We start from the raw sequence: 23,344 nt of genomic DNA on the forward strand, positions 1-23,344 counted from the left end.
AGGTATTAATTATGATAATGAATAGATGTTTTTACTTCGGAAAACCTTCGGAACATTTCCATAACACCACAATATGTATCAATAGACATATGAACTGCTTTTTCAATCTTTTTCTGGTCTAGCTCATTTCCGTAGAAATGATATTCTACTGAAACGGTATGGTAATATTTTGGATGTTCGTCGGTCAATTCGCCATAGGTATCAATCCTAAAATCGGAAAATGGCACCTTCATTTTCTTAAGAATCGAAACCACATCCAATCCAGAACATCCTGCCAAAGAAGACAACATCATTGCTTTTGGTCTTAAACCAGAATTGTGACCTCCATGCTCTTGTGAGGTGTCCATAGTTAGTAGATGACCACTAGGATTATCAGACTCAAACTGTAAATTTCCTTTCCAATGAGTGACGACTTTATGAGACATATCTAAAGAATTTTTCGTTTATTGTTAACTCAAAAATACTACTAAAAAAAACAAAATATGGCATTAGTTACTCCTTTATCTGCGGAACATGATCCCGAAACAAAAGAACTTGCAACCTTTTTTAATGAGACGCTTGGGTTTTGTCCAAATTCGGTATTAACAATGCAACGTCGTCCTGCCATTTCAAAGGCGTTTATAAATTTAAACAAAGCTGTAATGGCTAATGAGGGTCGTGTGACTTCTGCTTTAAAACGAATGATTGCGTGGGTTTCTAGTAACGCTACAGGTTGTCGTTATTGCCAAGCTCACGCTATTCGTGCTGCAGAACGTTATGGTGCAGAGCAAGAGCAATTAGATAATATTTGGGATTACAGAACACACAGTGCATTTAGCGAAGCAGAGCGTGCTGCACTAGATTTTAGTCTCGCTGCTTCTCAAGTACCAAATGCTGTAAATGCAGATATTAAAGAGCGTTTATACAAACATTGGAATGAAGGAGAAATCGTAGAAATGCTTGGAGTTATTTCATTGTTTGGTTATCTCAACCGTTGGAATGATTCTATGGGAACAGACATTGAAGAGGGAGCGGTAGAAACCGGAAACCAATATTTGGGCAAGCATGGTTTTGAGGTTGGTAAGCATGATGGATCTAAATATTAATTATGGAAGATTCTTATTGTCCTAATTGCCAAGAATTAATTTCAAAAATAGAATTTGAATGCTCTAACTGTGGGTTTCCAATATCTGGAACTGAAAAAGAAAAATCAATTTTTATTGGAAAACAAATTGCAAATAAATCTAAAATTGGTAACGCTAAAGCGTCTCAGAATAAAGTAAGACTTATTCTTTATATCATAGGAGGATTTCAGGTTTTTAATGGAGTTCTTGCTATTTATCAAGGTTTTGAAATGGTTGATTATATGTTCTACTTCATCTTGGGATTACTATTTATAATTTTTGGGTTTCTCTCACCTAAACAACCATTAGTTTTTATATCACTGGCACTAGCACTTTTATTGGCGTATTATGTATTTCTCTACACCATTGACCCTCAACTAATATTTCAAGGCATTGTTTGGAGACTAGTGGGAATTGCATTTTTAATTTATGGGTTGGTAAACTCTTTTGAAGAACGCAAACTTAAAAAGGGAAATAAATTTTTGAATAAGAGCTAATAAATATGTTTCGAAATTTGAATCAACCTCTTCTTTCCATACTTCGGAAAATAGAGGTTTTTTATACTTCCCTAATTAAAAACACCTGTTCACTCATTACTGGTTTTTAAAATCGTAATGCTATTATAGATTTGAGTCATCAAACCACCACACTATGACTCGATTTCTACTTTTTATCTTCTTAATCTCTTCAATAGCATATTCACAAGAAGGCATTGTCTCCGGAACATTAAAATCACAAACAGACGGGTTGCCATTACCAGGCGTGAGCGTCATTGTAAAAGGCACAACAAGAGGCGTGCAAACCGATTTTGATGGTTATTACCGTATCAAATGTTGGGTTGGCGAAACGCTTATTTACAGTTTTGTAGGGATGAAATCTCGTGAGGTGAGAGTGACGCCTCAGTTATTTAAAAGTCAAACACATGACGCGATTATAGAGGAAATCCCTGTTAAACCCATCGAAAGCGATGCGTATAAAAAAGCCATAAAAGACAAGACAAGTGCTAAACTATTGATTCCCGATTTACAACAAACCAATCGTACCTACAATAAACTAAATGATTATCAGTACCAAAAAATTAAACATATTGACGTAAAAAACAAAACCGTAAACTTTACCTATTTTGATCCCAGTATTTTTTATGAAGTTGGCTTTAATAGTATTTTTGGAGTTCAGTATTTTAAGGATAGAAATCTTCCAAAGCTCCAATCTACCTATGCGCAAGGTGTATCTCAAAATGGGGAACTCACATTTCAAGGTGCAGATACTGGGAATCCGTTTTCATACGGACCAAAAATTAGCAATTTAGAATTTGATGGCAGTAATTACGAATATGATCTAAACGGTCAATTAGTTGCGTTGGGAGCAGGTAATGGCAATTTGGCAAATCGTTATGATAATTCGGTTTTAGACACTTCTATTAAAACGTCAAACCATTTGTTTTTTAATATGTCTTCAGAAAAAAGCCTCATCGAACTGAATTACATAAATACAACACTAAAAGATGTTTTTAACAGGGAACAAAGCCAAGGAAATGATTTAAGTTTCTCATTTAAAAGAAAAGGTAAAAGCATCAATAATCTTAACTGGATGGCTTTTGTAAAGTATGGCGATTTTGAAAACAACCAACCCAATATCAACGGATTCATAAATAACGTTTTGCTCAATACTTGGGCAACACCTCCAACGTTTAGCAATAATCAAGGTACTGTTCTTCAAGATTTCTCTCCTCGTCGCTTTAATGCAAATTTTAATAATCCCAATTGGCTACTTGGCAATAATCAAAACAGCGATACCAATCAATTCTTTATTGCAACCCTTCAAAATGACATAGATCTTTCAGAGAAAATAAACATTGAAAGCAACCTGAGTTATACTCAAAATAAAAACACCCAGAATTTCGGTTTAATAGCAACTACTGCTGGATTTGAAGATGGTTATCTAACTTCAAAATCTATAAAAAATGATGATTTCAATGCTTTATTAAAATTTCATTTTAAAAGCAGGAGATACAATCCGTCCATTGAGGCTGTCTCGCAATTTGATTTTTCTTCGGAAAAAATGAACTACGCATTCAATGAGGCTTCTGGTTTTGCGCCATTTTCATTTCAAAATCCAACTACAGAAAACTCCAACACTACAACACTTACAAGATCGAGTCTAAGATTGCTGAATTCTTGGGCAAAGGATTTTAAAAAAGAACATATTAAAATTACTCTTGCCAATAATTCATACCTCTCCTCCATTCAAAATAACAAGTGGTTTTTGCCATATCTTGAATTAGAAATTGATGTGGAAGAACTTTTAAATATTAATTTTCTTGATCTTTTCAGCTTAACTGCGACAACATCTTACGATGTGAAAGAACCCCAACTATTCTATAACAATACAAGTCATAACAGTCTTTTATTTACTCCAGAGCAAAGTCTTTCTTACACCACAAATAATGATCTTTTTTTAAGTAATACGCTTCAATTAGAAGAAAAACGCCACTTTGAATTAGGTGCAACATTAGACTATTATTTATTTGATACATCTTTTGAATTTACTGCTTCATATTACAATTCTGAAACCAAAGGTTCTGTCTTTCCTGTTTTGGAAAATAACACGTTTTCACTTCAAAACACCGCAAATATTAGCAACAGTGGCTTTGAATTAAATCTAAATACAAACGTCTATTTAGATTATCAATTTTACTATTCACCAAGTATTGTATTCTCCACATACAAAACCAAAGTTCTTAAACTATACAATGATGCTGAAATAATCCCAATCGCTGGATTTTCTTCAGTATCAAAAAACCTAATTGCTGGAGAACAGGCAGGTGTTATTGTTGGATCTGCATATGAAAGAGATGCACAAAATAATATGATTATCGATGATGATGGATTTCCAATAGTGGCTTCCGAAGAAAAAATAATAGGCAATCCTATTCCAGATTTCAATTTGGGTTTTGAAAACAACCTTAAGTTTAAAGACTTTAATCTCAATTTTGTTTTCGACTTTCAAAAAGGTGGTGATGTTTGGAACGGAACACAAAATACACTCAATTATCTGGGCACCTCACAACAATCGGCAAACGAGAGAACCATCACAGATTTCATTTTTGCAGGTGTCAATCAAGACGGTTCCCAAAACACAATTCCTGTTGATTTCTACAACCCTGAAAACGATATTTCACAAAACAGATTTGTGCGCTACGGATTTTCGGGAGTTGACGAAGATTCTATTGAGGATGGGAGTTATATCAATCTAAAATCAATAGCACTATCCTATAAAATCAACAGAAAAAACGACCATAAGTTTTTTAGGGAAATTGATGTTACTCTCTACGCCAATAACCTCATCACCTGGACTGCTTTTGAAGGCGCATCGCCTTATAGAAACCTCTATGATTCTCCATCTGGTCAATCTTTAAACTTTTTTAATATGCCAATTACAAGTGAAGTTGGTTTTAAACTCAACATTAAAATATAACGTTATGAATACTATAAAAAACAAACTCAAATTGTTGCTTTTTGCAATAGTTACCACCTTGTCTTTTACTGCTTTTAAAGCTTACAAAAAGACGATGGCTCCAGTCGAAAAAATCTATACACAAACCGATAGACCTTTTTATTTTCCTGGCGAAACGATTTGGTTCAAGTCGTATTTGGTAAATCAAGATCACACGATTTCTAATATTAGTGATGTGGTGCATGCACAGCTCATTTCTCCAAGAGGCACAGTGGTCAACTCACTTAAACTTGCTGCAAAAGACGGTTACGTGTATGGCGATTTTTATGTGGATTCTAATTGGGTTGGTGGCATATACACACTAAAAGTGTTTACAAATTGGATGCGAAATTTTGGAGAAGACTCCTTTTTTACAAAACAAATAACTGTACAAAAAGTCGTAAAACCCAACTTGCTATTAAAATTAGAATTTGAAAAAGAAGGCTACGGAAAAAGCTCTGATGTCATCGCCAATTTCGAAGCTAAAGATTTAAACAATAATCTGTTAACAGAAAAAGAAATCACTTTTGAAGTCACCATCAAAGGAGAACATTTATTGACTCAAACCATTAAAACCGATGCCTACGGAAAAGCAAAACCTACATTTACTTTACCCAATGATTTAGAATCTACAGATGTGGTGCTCAATGTGCTGATACCGCACAATGGCAGTACAGAAGCTATTTCACGTGCAGTACCTATAGTTTTAGATACTATCGATCTTCAGTTTTTTGCAGAGAGCGGACAACTCATCGCTGGCACAGAAAACACAATAGCCTTTAAAGCCATCAATGAGTTTGCAAAACCAGTTGATGTGAGTGGCGATATCGTAAATGGAAAAGGTCAAATCGTTGCTAATTTTTCCAGTTTTCACGACGGGATGGGAAGTGTTACGATTTCCGCAGAAAAAGGAGAACAGTATGTCGCCAAATTGAAAACACCATTCGTTTCTACTAGAATTGTAAGATTGCCACAAGTTGAAAATAAAGGCACACGGTTTACTGTAAAAACCCAAAATTCTAAAGCAGAACTCAAGCTTTTTTCTTCGGAAAATGAGCCTTTACTTTTAGAAGTATCAAATGCAACAGCTGTCTTATTTCAAAAGAAAGTGACACCAAATAGAAAGCCAATTAGTATAGATACTGAAGATTTTCCGATGGGGATTTCCACCTTCAGTATTAAAAATTCAAAAGGAAACATCGTTGCAGAACGGTTGGTTTTTATCAATGCTAACAAAGAATTGTGTATTGATATCGAGATGGAAAAAACCGTTTACCAAACTCGTGAAAAAGTAAATTTGACCATAACTACCAGCGATTCTAACGGAAACCCCATACCGTCAAATCTGTCAATTTCGGTTGCAGACAATAAATTATTGTCCTTCGCAGATGACAAACAAGATCATATTTTATCTTACTTATTATTGTCTTCAGAATTAAAAGGAAAAATCCATGAACCGAGTTTTTATTTTAATCCAAATGAAGAAAAATCTACAGAGGCTTTGGATTATCTTATGCTCACCCATGGTTGGAGAAATCACAGAGATGAAGCAAAAGCTAACATTGAAACGACCTCTTTTTTACCAGAGCAACATGCCACACAATCTGGTTTTATTGTAGATAAAAAAGGAAATCCTACTACTGCACATTTACTTTTATTGGATCAATTTGGCAATAAAATACTGGTTTTTGACACAAAGGATGATGGCTCATATTCCTTCAAACTTGGCGATAATCGTTCTCTGGTTTTATTGGCTTACCGCGATGACAAAACACCGGTAACCATCAAAAAATTTGAACTCAACAGAAATCAAATTGCTAATCAAAAATTGGTTGAAAATGAAATGAACACCAAAAAAGTTGAGACCTTTAAAACTAAAGACAAATCCCCTAGGGCAATTACAAATGAGCAGCAAGCAGTGGCGTCAATCGCTATGGATGAAGATCAATCGGCTTTAGATGAAGTTGTCATAACAGGTTACGCTGGAGCAACCAACAGCAGTAAAATCACAAGTGCTGTAGCAACAGTTAGTAGTGAAAGTATTATTTCTGTTCCAACAAATTCTATTGACCAGTTATTGCAAGGTCAGGCAGCAGGTGTAAATGTATCTACTGGCTCTGGGCAACCTGGACAGAGTGCGACGATTCTTATTAGAGGTAGAAATAGTCTTTCTGGTGATGTTGAGCCCTTGTTTATTGTTGATGGTGTTCCTGTTGATCAAAGTAATTTTAGAAACTTGAGTTCTTCAAATATCAAATCCATGACTGTTCTCAAAGATGCAGCTGCCACAGCAGTTTATGGTAATCGAGCTGCTGGAGGTGTTATTGTTATCTCAACAAACAATGGTTATTATATTAATAACTACGGGAAGAAAAAACTCAATAACAGAAAATACAAGAACTATGCTGTTGAACAATTCACTTTTTACAAACCTATCGGAATTGATCAACCCAAACAGTTTTATATCCCAAAATATGAATCTAAAGATGTACCTGAGGAGCGAACAGATTTTAGAGAAACCATCTATTGGAACCCTGTTGTTCAAACCGATGAAAATGGAAAAGCAGAATTAGAATTTTACAACAGTGATGCCATCACCTCTTTTAAAATTACTGCGGAAGGTATAAGCTATAACGGGAAACTTGGCAGAATAGAAAAGACCTACGCTACCAAAAAATTATTGAATGTAGATTTCAAGGCACCAAACTATATGGCTCTTGAAGATGAAGTCATTTTACCAATAACAATCATAAATAACACAGAAAACCCTATCGAAGCAGATTTGAATATCTCGTTACCAGAACATTTAAAATTTGCTAACGATTATGAAAAGAAAGTAAGCATTGCTGCTAATAGTTCCGTATTGAAAAATGTTGCTGTGATCCCAGTTAAAACGGTTAAAAATACCACGATATATATTTCAGTAAAATCAAAAAAGCACAGTGATATTGTCAAAAAAGAAGTCACAATTTTGAGTCCGTATTTTCCAACAGCAACATCAATTTCTGGATCAAGCTCAAAAGCTTTTAAGTTTGATATTAACAGTGTTGTACCTGGAAGTCTTCAAGCAGAATTCAATTTATACACAGATGTTATTGGCGATGTGATGGATGGAATTGATGCACTTATTAGAGAACCTTACGGTTGTTTTGAGCAAACCTCATCGTCAACCTACCCAAATATTATGGTGCTTCAATATCTTAAAGAATCTGGAAAAAGCAATCAAGAAATTGAAGCTAAGGCATTAGATTTTATTGAAAGAGGGTATAAAAGACTTATTAGTTTTGAAACCAGAGAAAATGGATTTGAATGGTTTGGAAAAACGCCTCCTCACGAAACCTTAACTGCTTATGGCGTTTTGGAATTTACAGAAATGAAATCTGTTTTTGATGGCGTCGATCAAAAAATGATCGATAGAACCGTGAAGTGGCTCATGAGCAGAAAAGATGGAAATGGTGGTTTCAAAAAAAGCGAAAAAGGCTATGATAGTTTTAGAAGTTCTACCATTGATGTTGCCAACGCTTATATCGTGTATGCGATTTCCGAATCTGGAGTTGATGCCAACGTTAGTTTTGAGTACCAAACTGCTTTTAAAGATGCTTTAAAAAGTAAGGATACCTATAAAATGGCCATGATGGCATTGGCAAGTTATAATTTAGAAGAGACCGAAAATGCAGCAGTATTACTTTCTGAAATTAAAAAGAATATCTCTACATATGATTTCGACAAATTACCAGTTGAAGAAACCATCACAAAATCTTACGGAAATGCTAAAAACTTAGAAACTACAGCGTTTACATTACTAGCATTGATGCGAGAAAAAAATCCAGATGACGCTCTTATTGCAAAAGGCATTGAGTATTTAGTAGGCCAAAGACAACATAATAGATTTGGCTCTACACAATCTACAGCAATGGCTTTAAAGGCTTTGATTACTTATACAAAGCAACAGAAACAAAAGGTGATCAATGAAAATGATTCCGTAGAAATCGTAATTAACGGGAAGTCATTAAATTCAAAATTACAAATCAGTGCTAATGGTAAAATTACTGTTGACGGTTTGGGTGCATATTTAAAACAAGGCAAGCAAAACGTTGTGGTTAGATTTAATAATGAAAAATCAACGTTTCCTTATACTATGGCGATTGGTTGGGACAGTTATGTGCCCGATTCTTCGACCACTCCATTTCTGGATTTAAAAACCAGTGTTGCAAATCAATCATTTAATGTTGGTGATAATGTGAGTATGACGATTGATGTCAAAAATTTAAAAAACGAATCGTTGGGAATGGTGACTTCAATAATTGGGTTGCCATCTGGAACGACCGCACAACCATGGCAATTAAAAGCTATTTTGGAAGAAGAGAAAGTAGCGTATTACGAGATTTTTGATAATTATCTGGTTTTTTATTGGCGATCATTTAACCCGAAAGAAATTAAGACAATTCGATTAGATCTTAAAGCTGATATCGCTGGAAAGTACCAAGCTCCTGCCAGCACTGTTTACCCCTATTACGGTGATGAATTCAAAACATGGATCAAAGGAAATACCGTTGAAATTTTAAATTAATGGTTGGTTGATTTTAATTGTTGTTTGAGAACCTCTTCAGAAATGGAGAGGTTTTTTAAATAACAGTATTCACTTTCATTTTCAACTCTCCCAAAACCTCCTCCTCAAACCAGGGATTCTTAGTCAGCCAAAACCGATTTCTAGGACTTGGATGCGGTAATGGGAAATATTTAGGCAAATAAGATTCATAATTAGCAACCGTTTCGGTTAATGTGCGTTTTGCCTCTTTTTTTAAGTATTGTTTTTGGGCATATGCTCCAATTAGAATTATCAATTCCACGCTTTTAAGTTCTTTCCAAAGTAAATCGTGCCAAGTCGGAGCACATTCTGGTCTTGGTGGTAAATCTCCACCTTTTCCTTTTCCGGGATAACAGAAACCCATGGGCATAATGGCGAAATTATTGGGATTATAAAAGGTGTCTTCATCTACTCCCAACCAATCCCTTAGTCGCTTACCGCTGGCATCGTCCCATGCCATTCCTTTTTGGTGGGCTACTCTTCCTGGAGCTTGACTTAGCAAAACAATTTTTGAATCTTTATGTGCTTCTACAATAGGTTTTGCACCTAAAGGTAAATGTGGTTCACAAATGCTGCACTGTCTAATATCGTGGAGTAAATCCTGCATGTTAATCGTCGTTTTTCAACATGCTCTTTAAGTCATTGGTGTATGATGGATACGTGAAAATCATTTTTTTAAAAGCATCAACCGTCATATTATTATTCATTGCAGTGGCAAGGATATTTATCGTTTCATTGGCTTGAGAACTTAACAAATGTGCACCCACAATTTCATTGGTACGCTCGTTGGCTATAATTTTAAAAGCATAGGCATCTGCATTTTCCTTTTCAGCATTGTACCAGTTTGAAGCGTCACCTTTAAAAATCTTTATGTTTTTGTATCGGTTTTTAGCCTCTTCTTCAGAGTAACCAACCATTGATAAATTAGGGTGAGTAAATACAATAGAAGGCACTAGAGGATCTTCAAATTTTTTCTTGTTTCCGAAGCAAATATTAAGACCAACAATATAACCTTGCAATCCAGAAAGTGGCGTCAATGGCAGTGATTTGCTAGAAACATCACCGCAGGCATATACGTTTTCATTGCTCGTGCTCTGTAAAAAATCGTTGACCTTAACTCCGCCTCCATCTGCGGTAACATTCGCTTTTTCTAAGTCTAATAAATCAATAGCAGGCACGCGACCAGATGTATTAATCACCATTCTCGATTTAATGGTTTTAGTTTTACCCTTGTGTTTATAAGTGATACGACGGTTTTTCTTTAATTTTTTTACTGAAATCGTCTCGGCATTAAACTTGAATTTTACACCATTTTGCTTTAGGCTTTTTACAACTTTTTCCACCAAAAACGAATCAAACTGAGATAGAGCCTCAGCTCCAACTTCTAATATCGTGACCTTGCAGCCCATTGTGGACAGCATGTAAGCAAACTCCATCCCAACATATCCCGAACCTATAAACGTTGCAGATTTTGGGATTTTTTTCAAGTTCAAAATATCATCACTTGTCTTTAAAAACTCTGCACCTTCAAATTCTAAGGTTCGGGGCACATAACCTGTAGCGATGACAAATTTATCTGCGGAAATTTTCTTGCCCTCAACCATAATCTCTGTTTCACTAATAAATTTTGGAGATTGATGGTAAAGATCAATTCCTAATTCTGAAAGATTCTTCTCAGTAGATTTTGGAACTGGATTTGTAAATGAAGATTTGAATTTTTGCACCGCTTTCCACTTAATCTTTGGAACTTTCTTAACCCCTAAATCCTTAAGTTGTTTGGTGTGCTGCAAAAGATCTGCAAATTGCATCATTATTTTTTTGGGATCGCAACCTCGTATTGCACAGGTACCTCCAAATTCTCTTTTATCTGTAATCGCAACTTTTAAACCTTTTTCAATACAGGCTTTTGCAACAGTTTGTCCAGCAATACCACTTCCAATAACAAATACATCGTAATGTGTCGTTTCCATAATTTTATTTAAGAATAGAAAATTACTCAAATTGACACTAGTATGATACTTTTAAAAAGTTAAAAGTTAGCTCAAACACTATTATTTCTTACCTCCAACAATAACTACAATCTCACCTTTTGGTGGTTTATTGGTGTAATGTTCTAATACTTGTTTTGCAGTTCCTCTTATGGTTTCTTCGTATAGCTTAGTAAGTTCTCGCGATACCGATACTGGACGTTCCTCCCCAAAATACTCACAAAAATGAGTAAGTGTCTTTATTAACTTATGAGGACTTTCATAAAAAATAATAGTTCTTGTTTCTTCGGAAAGCAGCAATAAACGAGTCTGTCTTCCTTTTTTTACCGGAAGAAATCCCTCAAACACAAACTTATCATTTGGCAATCCAGAATTTACCAGTGCAGGAACAAAAGCTGTAGCTCCAGGCAAACAATCTACTTCAATATCATGTTCTACACAGGCTCGAGTCAACAAAAATCCAGGATCGGAAATGGCAGGAGTTCCTGCATCACTTATGAGTGCGATGGACATTCCGCTTTTTATTTTTTGAACCAAATTATCGACCATTTTATGCTCATTGTGCATGTGGTGGCTTTGCATTTGTGTTCCAATTTCGTAATGTTTCAATAATTTTCCGGAGGTGCGAGTATCTTCGGCTAAAATCAAATCGACGTCCTTTAACACTTCAACAGCACGAAATGTCATGTCTTTTAAATTTCCGATAGGTGTCGGAACTATATATAGTTTGCTCATTTTTAAGAAATTTCATTTCAAATTTACAATGTTTTCGTATATTTTGACGCAACCAATAACAATATCTGGCATCTTGTAAAAAACTAAACCACTATGAATGTAAAATTAGTCCGCTTTCTATTTTTCTTCATTCTTTGTTTCCAAATACAGGCACAATCTACAGATGTATCAATTGTGGCACAAGCACAAAGCCTAGGTGGGACGGATGTTTCTCAAGTAGAGATTTTTGAGGATTTTCAATATATAGTGACCATCATTAATTCTGGTAATGCGGTTAACAATGCCACATTTCAAATCACAATGGATGAAGATTTACAAAACCTTGCCTTAACGAGTATCACATCACAAAATAATATAGGTGGAGCCTCTGATGCTGGCGGTTTTAATTTGTCTGCATCTAATGTTTTAACGGGTTCGGTCAACAGTTTACCCTCAGACTCAAGTGTAGAAATTAAGATTGAAGTCACTGCACCTTCAACCGTTGGTGGTATTGCAATAAATGCGATTATCTCTCCACCTGACGGAACTACAGACACGAACACAAGTAATAACCAATCCCTAATTTCAATTGATGTTATTGATGTTGATATCAACTTTTCGGTCACCCATTCGCAAATTTCACCTGCAGCTGGTACACCAATTCCTTCTTGGAATTCTCCCGTTACTTACAGATTTACAATAACCAATAATAGTGAGATTGATTTTCCTGTGGAATTCATGAAAACCAAATTGAACTTATTAACGTCTCTAAATTTTGGTCGACCAAATGTTCAACTAATTTCAGTAGAATGCATTGAAGCAACTAACGGTACAGAATGTCCAAATGTTGATGGCATTTCTGGTTCACCTGTATTGGTTAGCGCAACTGTAGATATATTCAATTTTACAACACCTCATGTGTATACTGCTGGTGGAGCTGTAACCTATGAAATCGTTTATCAATATTTAGATCCTTCCTGTGCTATAGAATTAAATCCAATAAATGTACAAAGCAGAGTAGAGATAGGGATAAATCATATTAACTCTGGAAATAGTCTTTCAAGTCCAATCGTTACTAATCTTTTAGAATCTGAACTTTGCCAAACTACAGACATTTGTATTGACACCATTCAAATTGATCCCGATCCAACTATAATTGTGGATTGGAACCAAGAGGTAACATTTGAGACTACAGTATGTAATAATGGACCTTTAGACGCAAATATTGCTTTCTTTCTTCAAAATTTAGCTCCATCCATTGAGTGGGAAATCCTTAGTGCTGAATGTATTGGAACAACGGGAACCATTTTATGTGACGATGTAAATATTACCATTAATGATATTTTTTGGGTAAGTGATGCATTTGTAATGCCTGTTGACGCGACGGTAACAATTAGAACTATAGCCAGATTTCTTGAACCCGAATGTTCTATAAATACAGATAATAATCAAGCACTTATTAGAAGTGGCACAAATGTTTTGGAGGCAGATATTCTAGACTCCAATTTAGCAAATAGTGCACAAAATGATTATGTGTTATTACCACCAACCTCTGCATGTGAAGTTGTGAATTTAAATGTCACAAAAACACAAATTAGTCCAGAACTACCTAATGGTGGCTCAGAAGATAATCCAACTCAATTGGGGGAAATTACTTATGAAATTACTGTAACCAATCCAAGTGAAGTAGATACGTTTATTGAACTTCAAGAATATATTCCAGGTCCTGGACTAATCCCATTTACAGGCACATTAGTCTCTGTAAACTGTGTTTCAACAACAGGATCTGCCAATTGTCTTGAAATTCAAAATACCAATATAGGTATTGAATTTGATGGCGTGCCCCAAAGCGGAGAACCCGATATTTTTTGGGAAATTTTACCTGAAGATAATTGGAGTTTGCCAGCAATGAGCTCTGTTACTTTTCAACTAACAGTATTGTGGGATACTGATTGCTCTGTTGACGCTATCCCTGTTTTTAATGCAGTAAGTGTTGGAAATGCCAACAGTAATACAGATAATAATTTTAATGATAATTTGGCACAAGTTGCCACTTTTTTTGCGCCATGTGTGGATTTGGTTGTTCAAACATTTCCTGAATTTACGCAAGTTAATGTCAACCAAGATTTTGACTGGATTATTGATATCACCAACAGTGAAACAAGCTCAAATGCCATTAATATTGATTTTGAAAATACTGTAAACGACGTATTTACGATTAATGGAACTCCAACTTGTGAAGTCACCAATGGGAGCGCAACCTGCATTACCAATCTTGATATTGTTTCAAATGTAGTTACGGGAACAATTGATAACATGGAAGCTGCCTCAACCATTAGAATTAGAATTCCCGTAACTGCACCTAGTTTTGGAGGTGCCTATAACAATATTGCTGTTGCAACACCCAATGAAAATGATAATAGGGAAATATCTCCCGAGACCAATACCTCTATTAGTAATGTGCAAATCGTGGCTCCAATTCTATCTAAAAGCTATGATCCAACAACAATTACAATAGGCGAGCAAAGTACGTTAACCTTTACAATTCAAAATTTACCAAATAGTCCATCTCAAAATAATATTTCGTTTACAGATATTTTTCCTTCGGAAATATCGCTGGTATCACCACCAGAATGGGTTGAACAAAATGGCTGTAGTACAACCTTTTTAGGAAATGCTGGAGATAATTTTGTTGGTGTTGACAATTTGGTGCTTCCCGAAGGTGTGTCTTTTTGTTCTTTTAGTGTAGTAGTCACCTCAAATACTCCCGGAGTTTACCTCAACGATACCACAAATTTTGATGCACAAAACAATATTGATACTTCACAAACAAATGCAACACTTACCGTTTTAGATGATCCTTCAAATGTGGATATTGAGGTTTTAAAAACCGTGAATCCTCAAGAAGTCTCTATTGGAGAACAGGTTACTTTTCAAATTACAATCTCAAATTTGGGAACCACTCAGGCCACTAGTATTGAAATACTAGACGAGTTTCCTAATGGTATGAACTTTATTTCTGCAACAACAACTGAAGGTTTTTTTGACGATACGAACTTTATTTGGTCTGTAGAAACCTTAGATCCAAATCAATCTGCAACGTTAACTATAGTTGCCCAAATTATATCTGGAAATGAGTTGGTGAATGTCGCTTTACTTAATCAAGTAAATGAACCAGATAGGGACGATACTAATAATATGGATAGCGCAGAAGTTTTTGTAGATGTATGCCTCTTTATCCCTGATGGTCTTTCGCCTAATGGAGATGGTTTAAATGACACATTTTTTATAGAATGCATAGATGAGTATGTTGATAATCTTATAAAAATCTATAACAGATATGGTACCCAAATTTATGAGCGACGTAATTATGAAAATGATTGGGACGGAAGACCAAATATTGGTTTGCCTGAAATTTCAACGATACTTCCTGTGGGTAATTACTTTTATATTTTAGATTTAAACAATGGACAAAAACCAATTTTTGGTTGGGTGTACTTGAATTATTGAGTATTCAATTTTCCGAAGAAAAGAATATTTTAAAACTAATTGAATTTACGCTCTATAATGTCTAAAAAGCGTTCTTCAAATTCTTCTTTACCTATCCAATTATTATAATCTGGCTTTACCACATCTGTGATAAGATGTGAAGCTTCTTTATAAGAACTCGTCGTATTTAATTGAGATAAAACACGTTCATACTCCTCAATTCTACCATTGAATAAATGTTTTATAAATGCCAACTTATCATTGAGACCTATGTTAAGACCGCCATTTTTAAGTTTATCATTTAAAGATTTTCTAAAATTTTCATTGGCTTGATCAACAGGTTCAAAAATTGGGATATCCTCAAAACCTGCAGTAATATCTTCGAGATGATTTTTAGAAACCTCTTTTTTGGTCACTGCAATTTCTACCATGTCATCAACTTGTTGTGATTCTTGAGGCATTTGGGCAACCATATCTTTTATTTTCTCCATTACTGGTTCGTAAATATGGTCATCCTCCTTTTCATCTAGATCTACATAAATCCTATCATTGACTTCTAAATTATCACTAACCTTATTATTAAAAGCGGTATCTAACATGTCAAAAAATGACGAGTCATTTCCTATAGTTGGTAGATCACCTTCAAAATTATCATTAGCAAATTTTAGTACAGACAGTTTTTCATATAATTCACGAGCTTCGGCATGCAATTTTACCACATCTTCTTTGCCTTTGAGTTTTAAAATTCTATGTGCAATGCTTATCAAATCTGCCTCCAACTTCTTCTTCATAACTTTTATTTTTTATTGCTTATTAGGTTTTTGTTTTTTAATAAATTTACGTCACCTTTATACAAAACGAACTTTTGGTTTGTTTTAGTGTTAAAATTACAAAATGTTTCTCGAAAATACAGTAAATCATAAAGAACAATTTGGATGGATTGAAGTCATTTGTGGCTCAATGTTTTCTGGCAAAACCGAAGAATTGATTCGTAGGCTCAAACGCGCTAAATTTGCAAGGCAAAAAGTAGAAATCTTTAAGCCTGCTGTTGATGTTCGCTATGATGAAGATATGGTGGTGTCACATGATGCAAATGAAATTAGATCAACACCAGTTCCAGCAGCTGCAAATATTCCAATATTGGCAGATGGTTGTGATGTTGTTGGTATTGATGAAGCTCAATTTTTTGATGATGAAATTGTTAGGGTTTGTAATGACTTAGCCAATAAAGGTATTAGAGTAATAGTCGCTGGTTTAGATATGGATTTTAAAGGAAACCCATTTGGGCCAATGCCCAACCTAATGGCAACTGCAGAGTATGTTACAAAAGTACATGCCATTTGCACCAGAACTGGAAATCTAGCACAATATAGTTATAGAAAATCAACAAGTGATGCGCTCGTTTTGCTTGGTGAGGTCAATGAGTACGAGCCATTAAGTAGAGCTGCATACTATAAAGCGATGGTGCGCGACAAAGTGCGAAATATGAAAGTAAACGATGCAGAAGAGGTTTCTAACAAAGACAGTAAGTCAAATGCCTAGAGCAAAGGAGACCATTCTAGAAATTGATTTAAAAGCACTCAAGCATAACTTCGAGTACATCAAATCAAAATTAAAAAGTGATACAAAAATTTTAGCAGTTGTTAAAGCATTCGCTTATGGTAGTGATGCCAATACCATTGCTGTTTTTTTACAAGATTTAGAAGTTGACTATTTTGCTGTAGCTTACGTTAGTGAAGGTGTAGCGCTTAGAAATGCTGGTGTTATTGTACCTATTTTAGTATTGCATCCACAAGCTGTCAATTTTAAAATGCTAATTGAGAACTGTTTAGAACCTAGCTTATATAGTGCTAAAATTTTAAATGAGTTTATTGCGATAGCTTCCGAAGAAAAACAAAAAAACTATCCCGTCCATATTAAATTTAATACGGGACTGAATCGTCTAGGGTTTCGAGAAAGTGACATAGATGCTATTGTCTCAATAACTTCAAGATCGTCTAGTATACGAGTGAAGTCTATTTTTTCACATTTGGCTGAAAGTGAAAACTTAGACGATACTGCATTTACAAAAAATCAAATAGATAGTTTTAAGAACATTTCAAAAAGGTTCACTAAAGCTATTGGTTATCAACCTATGCTGCACCTGGCAAATACGTCTGGAATTTTAAATTATACCGATGCGCATTTAGACATGGTACGAACAGGAATAGGCTTGTATGGTTTTGGAAATTCTGAAAAAGAGAACAAAAATCTTCTTCCAATGGCAACGTTAAAATCTGTAGTTTCCCAAATTCATACTATTGAAAAAGGAGAAAGTGTAGGTTATAATAGAGCATATAAAAGCGATAACCTAAAAAAAACCGCGACAATCCCAATTGGACATGCCGATGGGATTGGAAGACAATACGGTAATCAAAAGGGATTTGTTACCATAAATAACAAACCTGCTCCAATTATTGGCAACGTGTGCATGGACATGATTATGGTAAACGTCACAGATATTGATTGCAAAGAAGGCGATGAGGTTGTTATCTTCGGAAAAGAAACAGATGCATCTGCTTTTGCAAAATCTGCGAACACCATTTCTTATGAAATCATTACTGCTATTTCCCAACGTGTTAAACGCGTAATATTAGAATAAAGTCATTACGGTTCTGTTAACATTTTAGAATTTTTATTACATTCGTCATTCTAATTAATTATCTAACTATAAATTAAGAATTATGTTTAAAGAGTTTAAGAATTTTATCATGACAAAAAATGTCATTGATTTAGCAGTAGCTGTTATTCTTGCAAGCGCAGTTGGAATGGTAGTAAATGGTTTTGTAAGCGACATTATGATGCCAATCGTTGGTATGTTCACGGGAGGAATCGATTTTTCTGATATGAAATACGTATTATCTCCAGCAATTGTTGGCGCAGATGGTTCTATTACTAAGCCAGAAAATGCAATCATGTATGGTAAATGGGTTACCGCGATAATCAACCTTATAATTGTTGGGTTTGTATTGTTTATGATTGTAAAGGCTTACAATAAAACTAAAGAACCAGCTCCAGAGCCTGCTCCTAAAGGACCAAGTGAGCTTGATATATTAAAGGAAATAAGAGACGAATTGAAAAAGCAATAATTATAGCTTACCGCTACATTACATATTTTAATAACTTAAACCGCTTCTAATGGAGGCGGTTTTTTTTATTGAATTCTTAAAAAATTGAATTTCAAAATCATAAACTTCATTTTAAAATGTGTTTTTTTAACAAAAAAAATGGATTACTAAAACGGTTTAATCTAATAAAAACAATAATTTTATCCCTCAAATTTTTTACTTATGAAAGTAGCTGTAGTTGGTGCCACAGGTCTTGTTGGCGAAGTAATGCTTAAAGTTCTTGCAGAACGTGATTTTCCTGTTTCCGAATTAATTCCTGTCGCTTCAGAGCGATCTATTGGTAAGTTGATTTCCTTTAAGGGAACTGATTATAAGGTTGTGGGAATGCAACAAGCTATTGACATGAAACCTGATGTGGCTTTGTTTTCTGCAGGCGGAAACACGTCTATGGAATGGGCTCCAAAATTTGCTGAAGCTGGCATTACAGTGATTGATAACTCATCGGCATGGAGAATGGACCACTCTAAAAAATTGGTGGTTCCTGAAATTAATGCGAACGCATTAACTTCCGAAGATAAAATTATTGCAAATCCAAATTGCTCAACAATACAAATGGTTGTTGCGCTTGCTCCTCTTCATAAAAAATATAAAATAAAACGTATTGTTGTTTCAACCTACCAATCTATAACTGGTACTGGTGTTAAGGCTGTTAAACAGCTTGAAAACGAAATGGCTGGCATAAAAGGCGAGATGGCCTACCCATATCCTATTCATCAAAATGCGATTCCGCACTGTGATGTTTTTGAAGATAACGGGTACACAAAAGAGGAAATGAAATTGGTGAGGGAAACCCAGAAAATATTGGATGATCGTACGATTGCTGTGACAGCTACAGCTGTTAGAATCCCTACTGCTGGAGGGCATAGCGAAGCAGTAAACGTAGAGTTTCAAAATGATTTTGACCTTACTGAAGTAAGACATATTTTAAGCCAGTCTCCTGGGATTGTTGTGCAAGATAATATTGATGTGAATACCTACCCAATGCCAATATATGCAAATGGGAAGGATGATGTTTTCGTTGGAAGGATTCGTCGTGATGGCTCTCAGCCAAACACACTTAATTTATGGATAGTTAGTGATAATTTGAGAAAAGGAGCTGCTACGAACACCATTCAAATTGCTGAATATTTAGTTGCCAATAAATTAATTTAAAATCCTGTTATTTTTAATACGTTTTTAAAGAAATTGCATTAGGGTTTTAGAGACAATATGTGTTTATTAATTACAGATGATTATCTATACTCTAGAAATCCTTTTTCTTTATGGTCAAATCTTTCTTGTTGACTGATAAAAAGTGTATTACAACTAATTAATTGTTTACCTAGAAGGTTTGTAATTATATTTACCATCCAAATTTTGCTATAAATGTTAAAAAATTATCTTAAATTCTTTAGCATATTTTCGTTATTCATTGGGTTTATATCCTGTAGTGATGACGATAACTATGTACCTGTAACCATCGAGGCTAATATAGATGTTGTGGAGGTATCACAAAATAGCTCAATCACTATTGATGTACTTTCAAATGATATTGATGTTCCAAATAATGGTTCTTTAATTCCTTCAAATGCTCAAAATGGTACTACTGAAGTTTTAGATATTAATAACACACCCGATAATCCTTTTGACGACGTTGTAAAATATACGCCAAACACAGATTTTTCGGGAAATGATTCTTTTATATATACTATATGTGATAGTAACGAGAATTGTGGTTCAGCAACTGTGAATATAACGGTTACACCTGTTTCTATAGTAAGTTTTGATTTAGATGAAATTCCTTATAATACACTTTCAGAATACAATTTTTTCTCTGGTGAAATGAAAGATTTAAATCCTACACATGGTGTTATACCTTATGATTTGAATTCTACGTTATTTACAGACTATGCCCATAAAAAAAGATTTGTTTGGATGCCAGATGGGAGTAAAGCGAGTTACAACAGTGATTTTACACCCTTAGATTTCCCTTTAGGCTCTGTACTTATTAAAAACTTTTATTACGATAATGTACAGCCATCCAATACCACTCGTATTATAGAAACACGATTAATGTATATGACTGCGGAAGGTTGGGATTTTGCAAAATATGTTTGGGATGATGAACAAAGCGAAGCTACGTTTACAAACTCTGGTAGTGTTACCAATATACAATGGATTGAAGATGGAATTACAAATAATGTGAACTACCGCATTCCCTCAAGAAATGAATGTTTTGCATGCCATAATAAATTTGGAACTCCTGTACCAATAGGACCAAAACCGCAGAATCTTAATAGAGATTTAAACTATGCAGAAGGCACAACAAATCAGCTTCAAAAATGGATAGATTTTGGTTATTTAGAAAATAATTTGCCAACATCAATAGTATCTACAGTAGACTGGGAAGATGAAACTCTTGACTTAAACCTAAGGTTGCGCTCTTATTTGGATATTAATTGTGCGCATTGCCATTCCGAAGAAAGTTATTGTGAATATAGACCTATGCGCTTTGCTTTTAATGATAATGAAGATGACACCAATAAAGGAGTTTGTGTTCCTCCAGATACTCAAATTGAAGGCACTACGCATATCGTTGTGCCAAATAATATAGAGGCTTCAGTATTAAGATTTAGAGTCTCTTCAATTGAAGAACAAAATAGAATGCCTTTGTTGGGTAGAACCCTTAAACACGAAGAGGGTGTTAGACTTATTGAAGAATGGATAAATTCTCTTACTGGAGATTGTCAATAAAAAATAATTACTATGATTATGAAATTAAGATTACTTGTATGTTCAGTTTTATTTCTAGCATTTTGCTCAACATCGTTTGGGCAACCTGCTAATGATAACATAAGTGGTGCAATACCAATCACTCCTTCTCCAGAAGGTACAGGCTGTGAAACACCAACCTTTAACTTACCTTTTTCTACGGATGGAACTACCGATAGTGGTGTTCAAGGATCTTGTACACTCTCTGGTAACGACCAATTCTTTACATGGACAGCTACAACAACTGGACTGTTTTTTTCTTCGGAAATTCCAGGCGATCCAGGTATCGTGGTTTGGGATTCTACGGGAACAATAGAATTTGCTTGTACAAATACGTTTGCTTCAGAAAGCATAGGCGGTTGGGAAATAAACGACGAACTTATTATTCAAATTTTTGATTTTTCAACAAATTCTGATGTAGCTTTCTGCTTAGAGGCTGTTGATTTTATTCCTCTTCCTCCTGCTCCTGTTACTTTTGACACACAATCGTCTGGAACTTCTGGAAATTATAGATTAGCTGTTGTTGATATGAATGGAGATTTCCTTGATGATTTAGTGACAATATCTCCAACAAATGTTAATATTAGAGAACAGAATGTTAGCGGTGGTTTTACAACTAAAAATATCACAACAACTACAGCTGATTATTTACCAACTTGGAGTTTAGCTGCAGCAGATTATGATGGCAATGGCTATACAGATTTATTATATGGTGGTGGTAACGGTGTTACCTTCATGAAAGCGAATAGTAGTGGTACAGGTTTTACAGAAATTTCAGGTTCTGAATATGTGTTTTCACAACGTTCGAACTTTGTGGATATTGACAATGATGGTAATCTAGATGCATTTGTTTGTCATGATCAAGCACCAAATGTTTATTACTTAAATGATGGTAGTGGGAATCTAACTTTTTATCAATCTAATGACCCTACTGCTCCTTACGAACTAGGTAATTATTCTTCTGGTGGAGATTATGGATCCATATGGATTGATTATGACAATGACAGAGATTTAGATTTGTTCATTGCCAAATGTGGAGGAGAATTAGCTCGTCGTACAAATGTTATGTATACAAACGATGGAAATGGAAACTATATTGAAAATGCCGCTGCCATTGGTTTAGCAGACCCTATGCAAACGTGGTCTGCAGCTTGGGGTGATTTTGATAGTGATGGTGATATGGATGTTTTTATTGGCGCAAGTACTGGATCTCACAAATTAATGAGAAACGATAATGGCGTTTTCGTAGATGTAACAACAGGATCTGGTATTAGTTTTTTAACAGATACCTCAACAGAAACAGTAACTTTTGATTTTGATAATGATGGTCATTTAGATTTAGTTTCTGGAGGTAACGTTTTATATAATAACGGTGACATGACATTCACTGTTTATAAAGATACATTTCCGGGTACTGGCTCTTATGGAGATTTAAATAATGATGGATATATTGATTCTTTTAATTCAGGAGCTATACATTTTAATAATGCTGAAAGCAATAATAACTGGATAAAAATTCATACCATAGGTACTGTAAGTAATCTAAATGGCATTGGTGCTCGTGTTGAGGTTCATACGCCATCTGGTGTTAAAATAAGAGATGTAAAGAGTGGTGATGGTTTTAGATATATGAATTCGTTAAATACACATGTTGGCATAGGAACTGACGCAACAATTAGCAGTATTGTCATCTATTGGCCTTCTGGTATCATTGATACTATTAATAATCCCTCTATCAATGGAGCATTAGAGGTAATTGAAGGTGACACCTTAAGTTTGGAAAATTCTTTAACTAATGAGTTGATTGTATTTCCTAATCCTGTTAAAGAGGTTTTAAATATAAATGGCTTAGATTTAAATGACAATACGCTTTATACAGTTTTTGATATTTCAGGTAAACGTGTTATGAACTCTAAACTTAAAAATACAACTATAGATGTTTCAAAATTATCACCTGGTAATTACATATTAAGAATAGTATCAAACAAATCTATAAAAAGTCAAAAATTCATAAAGAATTAAAAAGTCAACAAAAATTTTAATATAAAG

The 23,344-nt window shown here is 34.7% G+C and carries 16 protein-coding genes; 11 read left to right on the top strand and 5 right to left on the bottom strand.

The window, feature by feature from the left end; genetic code table 11:
• Nucleotides 1-5: 5 nt before the first annotated feature.
• Entirely contained in the window at nucleotides 6-425 is a 420-nt protein-coding gene (locus tag GQ40_RS12505; RefSeq protein ID WP_047548909.1) for an OsmC family protein, read from the bottom strand.
• A 57-nt stretch (nucleotides 426-482) separates the two neighbouring features.
• On the opposite strand from GQ40_RS12505, the gene GQ40_RS12510 reads away from it, so the two are divergent.
• The 4 genes from GQ40_RS12510 to GQ40_RS12525 all read left to right on the top strand — a co-directional run bounded on the left by GQ40_RS12510 (nucleotide 483) and on the right by GQ40_RS12525 (nucleotide 9,168).
• The gene (locus GQ40_RS12510; RefSeq protein WP_047548912.1) at nucleotides 483-1,085 is read left to right on the top strand and encodes a carboxymuconolactone decarboxylase family protein; all 603 of its coding nucleotides are present in this window, start codon (nucleotides 483-485) and stop codon (nucleotides 1,083-1,085) included.
• 2 nt (nucleotides 1,086-1,087) lie between these two features.
• Complete coding sequence (locus tag GQ40_RS12515; RefSeq protein WP_047548915.1) at nucleotides 1,088-1,600, top strand: hypothetical protein; 513 nt, start codon at nucleotides 1,088-1,090, stop codon at nucleotides 1,598-1,600.
• Nucleotides 1,601-1,754: 154 nt separating this feature from the next.
• Nucleotides 1,755-4,580 carry a carboxypeptidase-like regulatory domain-containing protein gene (locus tag GQ40_RS12520; RefSeq protein ID WP_047548918.1) on the top strand — a complete coding sequence of 942 codons (2,826 nt, stop codon included), beginning with the start codon at nucleotides 1,755-1,757 and terminating at the stop codon, nucleotides 4,578-4,580.
• Between the two features lie 4 nt (nucleotides 4,581-4,584).
• Nucleotides 4,585-9,168 carry a TonB-dependent receptor plug domain-containing protein gene (locus GQ40_RS12525; RefSeq protein WP_156115583.1) on the top strand — a complete coding sequence of 1,528 codons (4,584 nt, stop codon included), beginning with the start codon at nucleotides 4,585-4,587 and terminating at the stop codon, nucleotides 9,166-9,168.
• A 55-nt stretch (nucleotides 9,169-9,223) separates the two neighbouring features.
• Here the strand turns inward: GQ40_RS12525 and GQ40_RS12530 are convergent, their stop codons facing one another.
• From GQ40_RS12530 to rsmI, 3 genes are all read right to left on the bottom strand, one after another.
• The gene (locus GQ40_RS12530; RefSeq protein ID WP_047548925.1) at nucleotides 9,224-9,793 is read right to left on the bottom strand and encodes a uracil-DNA glycosylase family protein; all 570 of its coding nucleotides are present in this window, start codon (nucleotides 9,791-9,793) and stop codon (nucleotides 9,224-9,226) included.
• A 1-nt stretch (nucleotide 9,794) separates the two neighbouring features.
• Nucleotides 9,795-11,156, bottom strand: a complete 1,362-nt coding sequence (locus GQ40_RS12535) for a dihydrolipoyl dehydrogenase family protein (protein ID WP_047548928.1) — start codon at nucleotides 11,154-11,156, stop codon at nucleotides 9,795-9,797.
• Between the two features lie 81 nt (nucleotides 11,157-11,237).
• Nucleotides 11,238-11,909, bottom strand: a complete 672-nt coding sequence (rsmI, locus tag GQ40_RS12540) for a 16S rRNA (cytidine(1402)-2'-O)-methyltransferase (RefSeq protein ID WP_047548930.1) — start codon at nucleotides 11,907-11,909, stop codon at nucleotides 11,238-11,240.
• 93 nt (nucleotides 11,910-12,002) lie between these two features.
• Between rsmI and GQ40_RS12545 the strand changes: the two genes are divergently transcribed.
• Nucleotides 12,003-15,398 (top strand): T9SS C-terminal target domain-containing protein, encoded by a 3,396-nt coding sequence (locus GQ40_RS12545; protein WP_047548933.1) that lies wholly within the window; start codon nucleotides 12,003-12,005, stop codon nucleotides 15,396-15,398.
• Between the two features lie 35 nt (nucleotides 15,399-15,433).
• On the opposite strand, the gene GQ40_RS12550 is transcribed toward GQ40_RS12545, so the two are convergent.
• Nucleotides 15,434-16,168, bottom strand: coding sequence for a hypothetical protein (locus GQ40_RS12550; RefSeq protein WP_047548935.1), 735 nt, complete (start codon nucleotides 16,166-16,168; stop codon nucleotides 15,434-15,436).
• 103 nt (nucleotides 16,169-16,271) lie between these two features.
• Here GQ40_RS12550 and GQ40_RS12555 point away from each other — a divergent pair, with 103 nt between their 5' ends.
• The 6 genes from GQ40_RS12555 (at nucleotide 16,272) to GQ40_RS12580 (ending at nucleotide 23,317) form a co-directional block, all read left to right on the top strand.
• Nucleotides 16,272-16,919, top strand: coding sequence for a thymidine kinase (locus GQ40_RS12555; RefSeq protein ID WP_047548938.1), 648 nt, complete (start codon nucleotides 16,272-16,274; stop codon nucleotides 16,917-16,919).
• Nucleotides 16,912-18,018 carry an alanine racemase gene (gene alr / locus GQ40_RS12560; protein ID WP_047548941.1) on the top strand — a complete coding sequence of 369 codons (1,107 nt, stop codon included), beginning with the start codon at nucleotides 16,912-16,914 and terminating at the stop codon, nucleotides 18,016-18,018. Before GQ40_RS12555 ends, alr begins: the two co-directional genes overlap by 8 nt.
• A gap of 82 nt (nucleotides 18,019-18,100) precedes the next feature.
• Nucleotides 18,101-18,505 carry a large conductance mechanosensitive channel protein MscL gene (gene mscL, locus GQ40_RS12565; protein ID WP_047548944.1) on the top strand — a complete coding sequence of 135 codons (405 nt, stop codon included), beginning with the start codon at nucleotides 18,101-18,103 and terminating at the stop codon, nucleotides 18,503-18,505.
• Nucleotides 18,506-18,706: 201 nt separating this feature from the next.
• Nucleotides 18,707-19,696: an aspartate-semialdehyde dehydrogenase gene (locus GQ40_RS12570; RefSeq protein ID WP_047548947.1), complete on the top strand. Its 990-nt coding sequence runs from the start codon at nucleotides 18,707-18,709 to the stop codon at nucleotides 19,694-19,696.
• Nucleotides 19,697-19,909: 213 nt separating this feature from the next.
• Nucleotides 19,910-21,277, top strand: coding sequence for an Ig-like domain-containing protein (locus GQ40_RS12575; RefSeq protein WP_047548950.1), 1,368 nt, complete (start codon nucleotides 19,910-19,912; stop codon nucleotides 21,275-21,277).
• Nucleotides 21,278-21,295: 18 nt separating this feature from the next.
• Nucleotides 21,296-23,317 carry an FG-GAP-like repeat-containing protein gene (locus tag GQ40_RS12580; protein ID WP_052184249.1) on the top strand — a complete coding sequence of 674 codons (2,022 nt, stop codon included), beginning with the start codon at nucleotides 21,296-21,298 and terminating at the stop codon, nucleotides 23,315-23,317.
• Nucleotides 23,318-23,344: the final 27 nt, after the last annotated feature.

This window comes from Psychroserpens sp. Hel_I_66 (assembly GCF_000799465.1).
Taxonomy (GTDB): domain Bacteria; phylum Bacteroidota; class Bacteroidia; order Flavobacteriales; family Flavobacteriaceae; genus Psychroserpens.

Coding starts and splice junctions, on each gene's coding strand:
- GQ40_RS12570 (WP_047548947.1), top strand. CDS start 18,707: ATGAAAGTAGCTGTAGTTGGTGCCACAGGTCTTGTTGGCGAAGTAATG.
- mscL (WP_047548944.1), top strand. CDS start 18,101: ATGTTTAAAGAGTTTAAGAATTTTATCATGACAAAAAATGTCATTGAT.
- rsmI (WP_047548930.1), bottom strand. CDS start 11,909: ATGAGCAAACTATATATAGTTCCGACACCTATCGGAAATTTAAAAGAC.
- GQ40_RS12515 (WP_047548915.1), top strand. CDS start 1,088: ATGGAAGATTCTTATTGTCCTAATTGCCAAGAATTAATTTCAAAAATA.
- GQ40_RS12530 (WP_047548925.1), bottom strand. CDS start 9,793: ATGCAGGATTTACTCCACGATATTAGACAGTGCAGCATTTGTGAACCA.
- GQ40_RS12505 (WP_047548909.1), bottom strand. CDS start 425: ATGTCTCATAAAGTCGTCACTCATTGGAAAGGAAATTTACAGTTTGAG.
- GQ40_RS12550 (WP_047548935.1), bottom strand. CDS start 16,168: ATGAAGAAGAAGTTGGAGGCAGATTTGATAAGCATTGCACATAGAATT.
- GQ40_RS12575 (WP_047548950.1), top strand. CDS start 19,910: ATGTTAAAAAATTATCTTAAATTCTTTAGCATATTTTCGTTATTCATT.
- GQ40_RS12555 (WP_047548938.1), top strand. CDS start 16,272: ATGTTTCTCGAAAATACAGTAAATCATAAAGAACAATTTGGATGGATT.
- GQ40_RS12545 (WP_047548933.1), top strand. CDS start 12,003: ATGAATGTAAAATTAGTCCGCTTTCTATTTTTCTTCATTCTTTGTTTC.
- GQ40_RS12510 (WP_047548912.1), top strand. CDS start 483: ATGGCATTAGTTACTCCTTTATCTGCGGAACATGATCCCGAAACAAAA.
- GQ40_RS12525 (WP_156115583.1), top strand. CDS start 4,585: ATGAATACTATAAAAAACAAACTCAAATTGTTGCTTTTTGCAATAGTT.
- GQ40_RS12520 (WP_047548918.1), top strand. CDS start 1,755: ATGACTCGATTTCTACTTTTTATCTTCTTAATCTCTTCAATAGCATAT.
- GQ40_RS12580 (WP_052184249.1), top strand. CDS start 21,296: ATGAAATTAAGATTACTTGTATGTTCAGTTTTATTTCTAGCATTTTGC.
- alr (WP_047548941.1), top strand. CDS start 16,912: ATGCCTAGAGCAAAGGAGACCATTCTAGAAATTGATTTAAAAGCACTC.
- GQ40_RS12535 (WP_047548928.1), bottom strand. CDS start 11,156: ATGGAAACGACACATTACGATGTATTTGTTATTGGAAGTGGTATTGCT.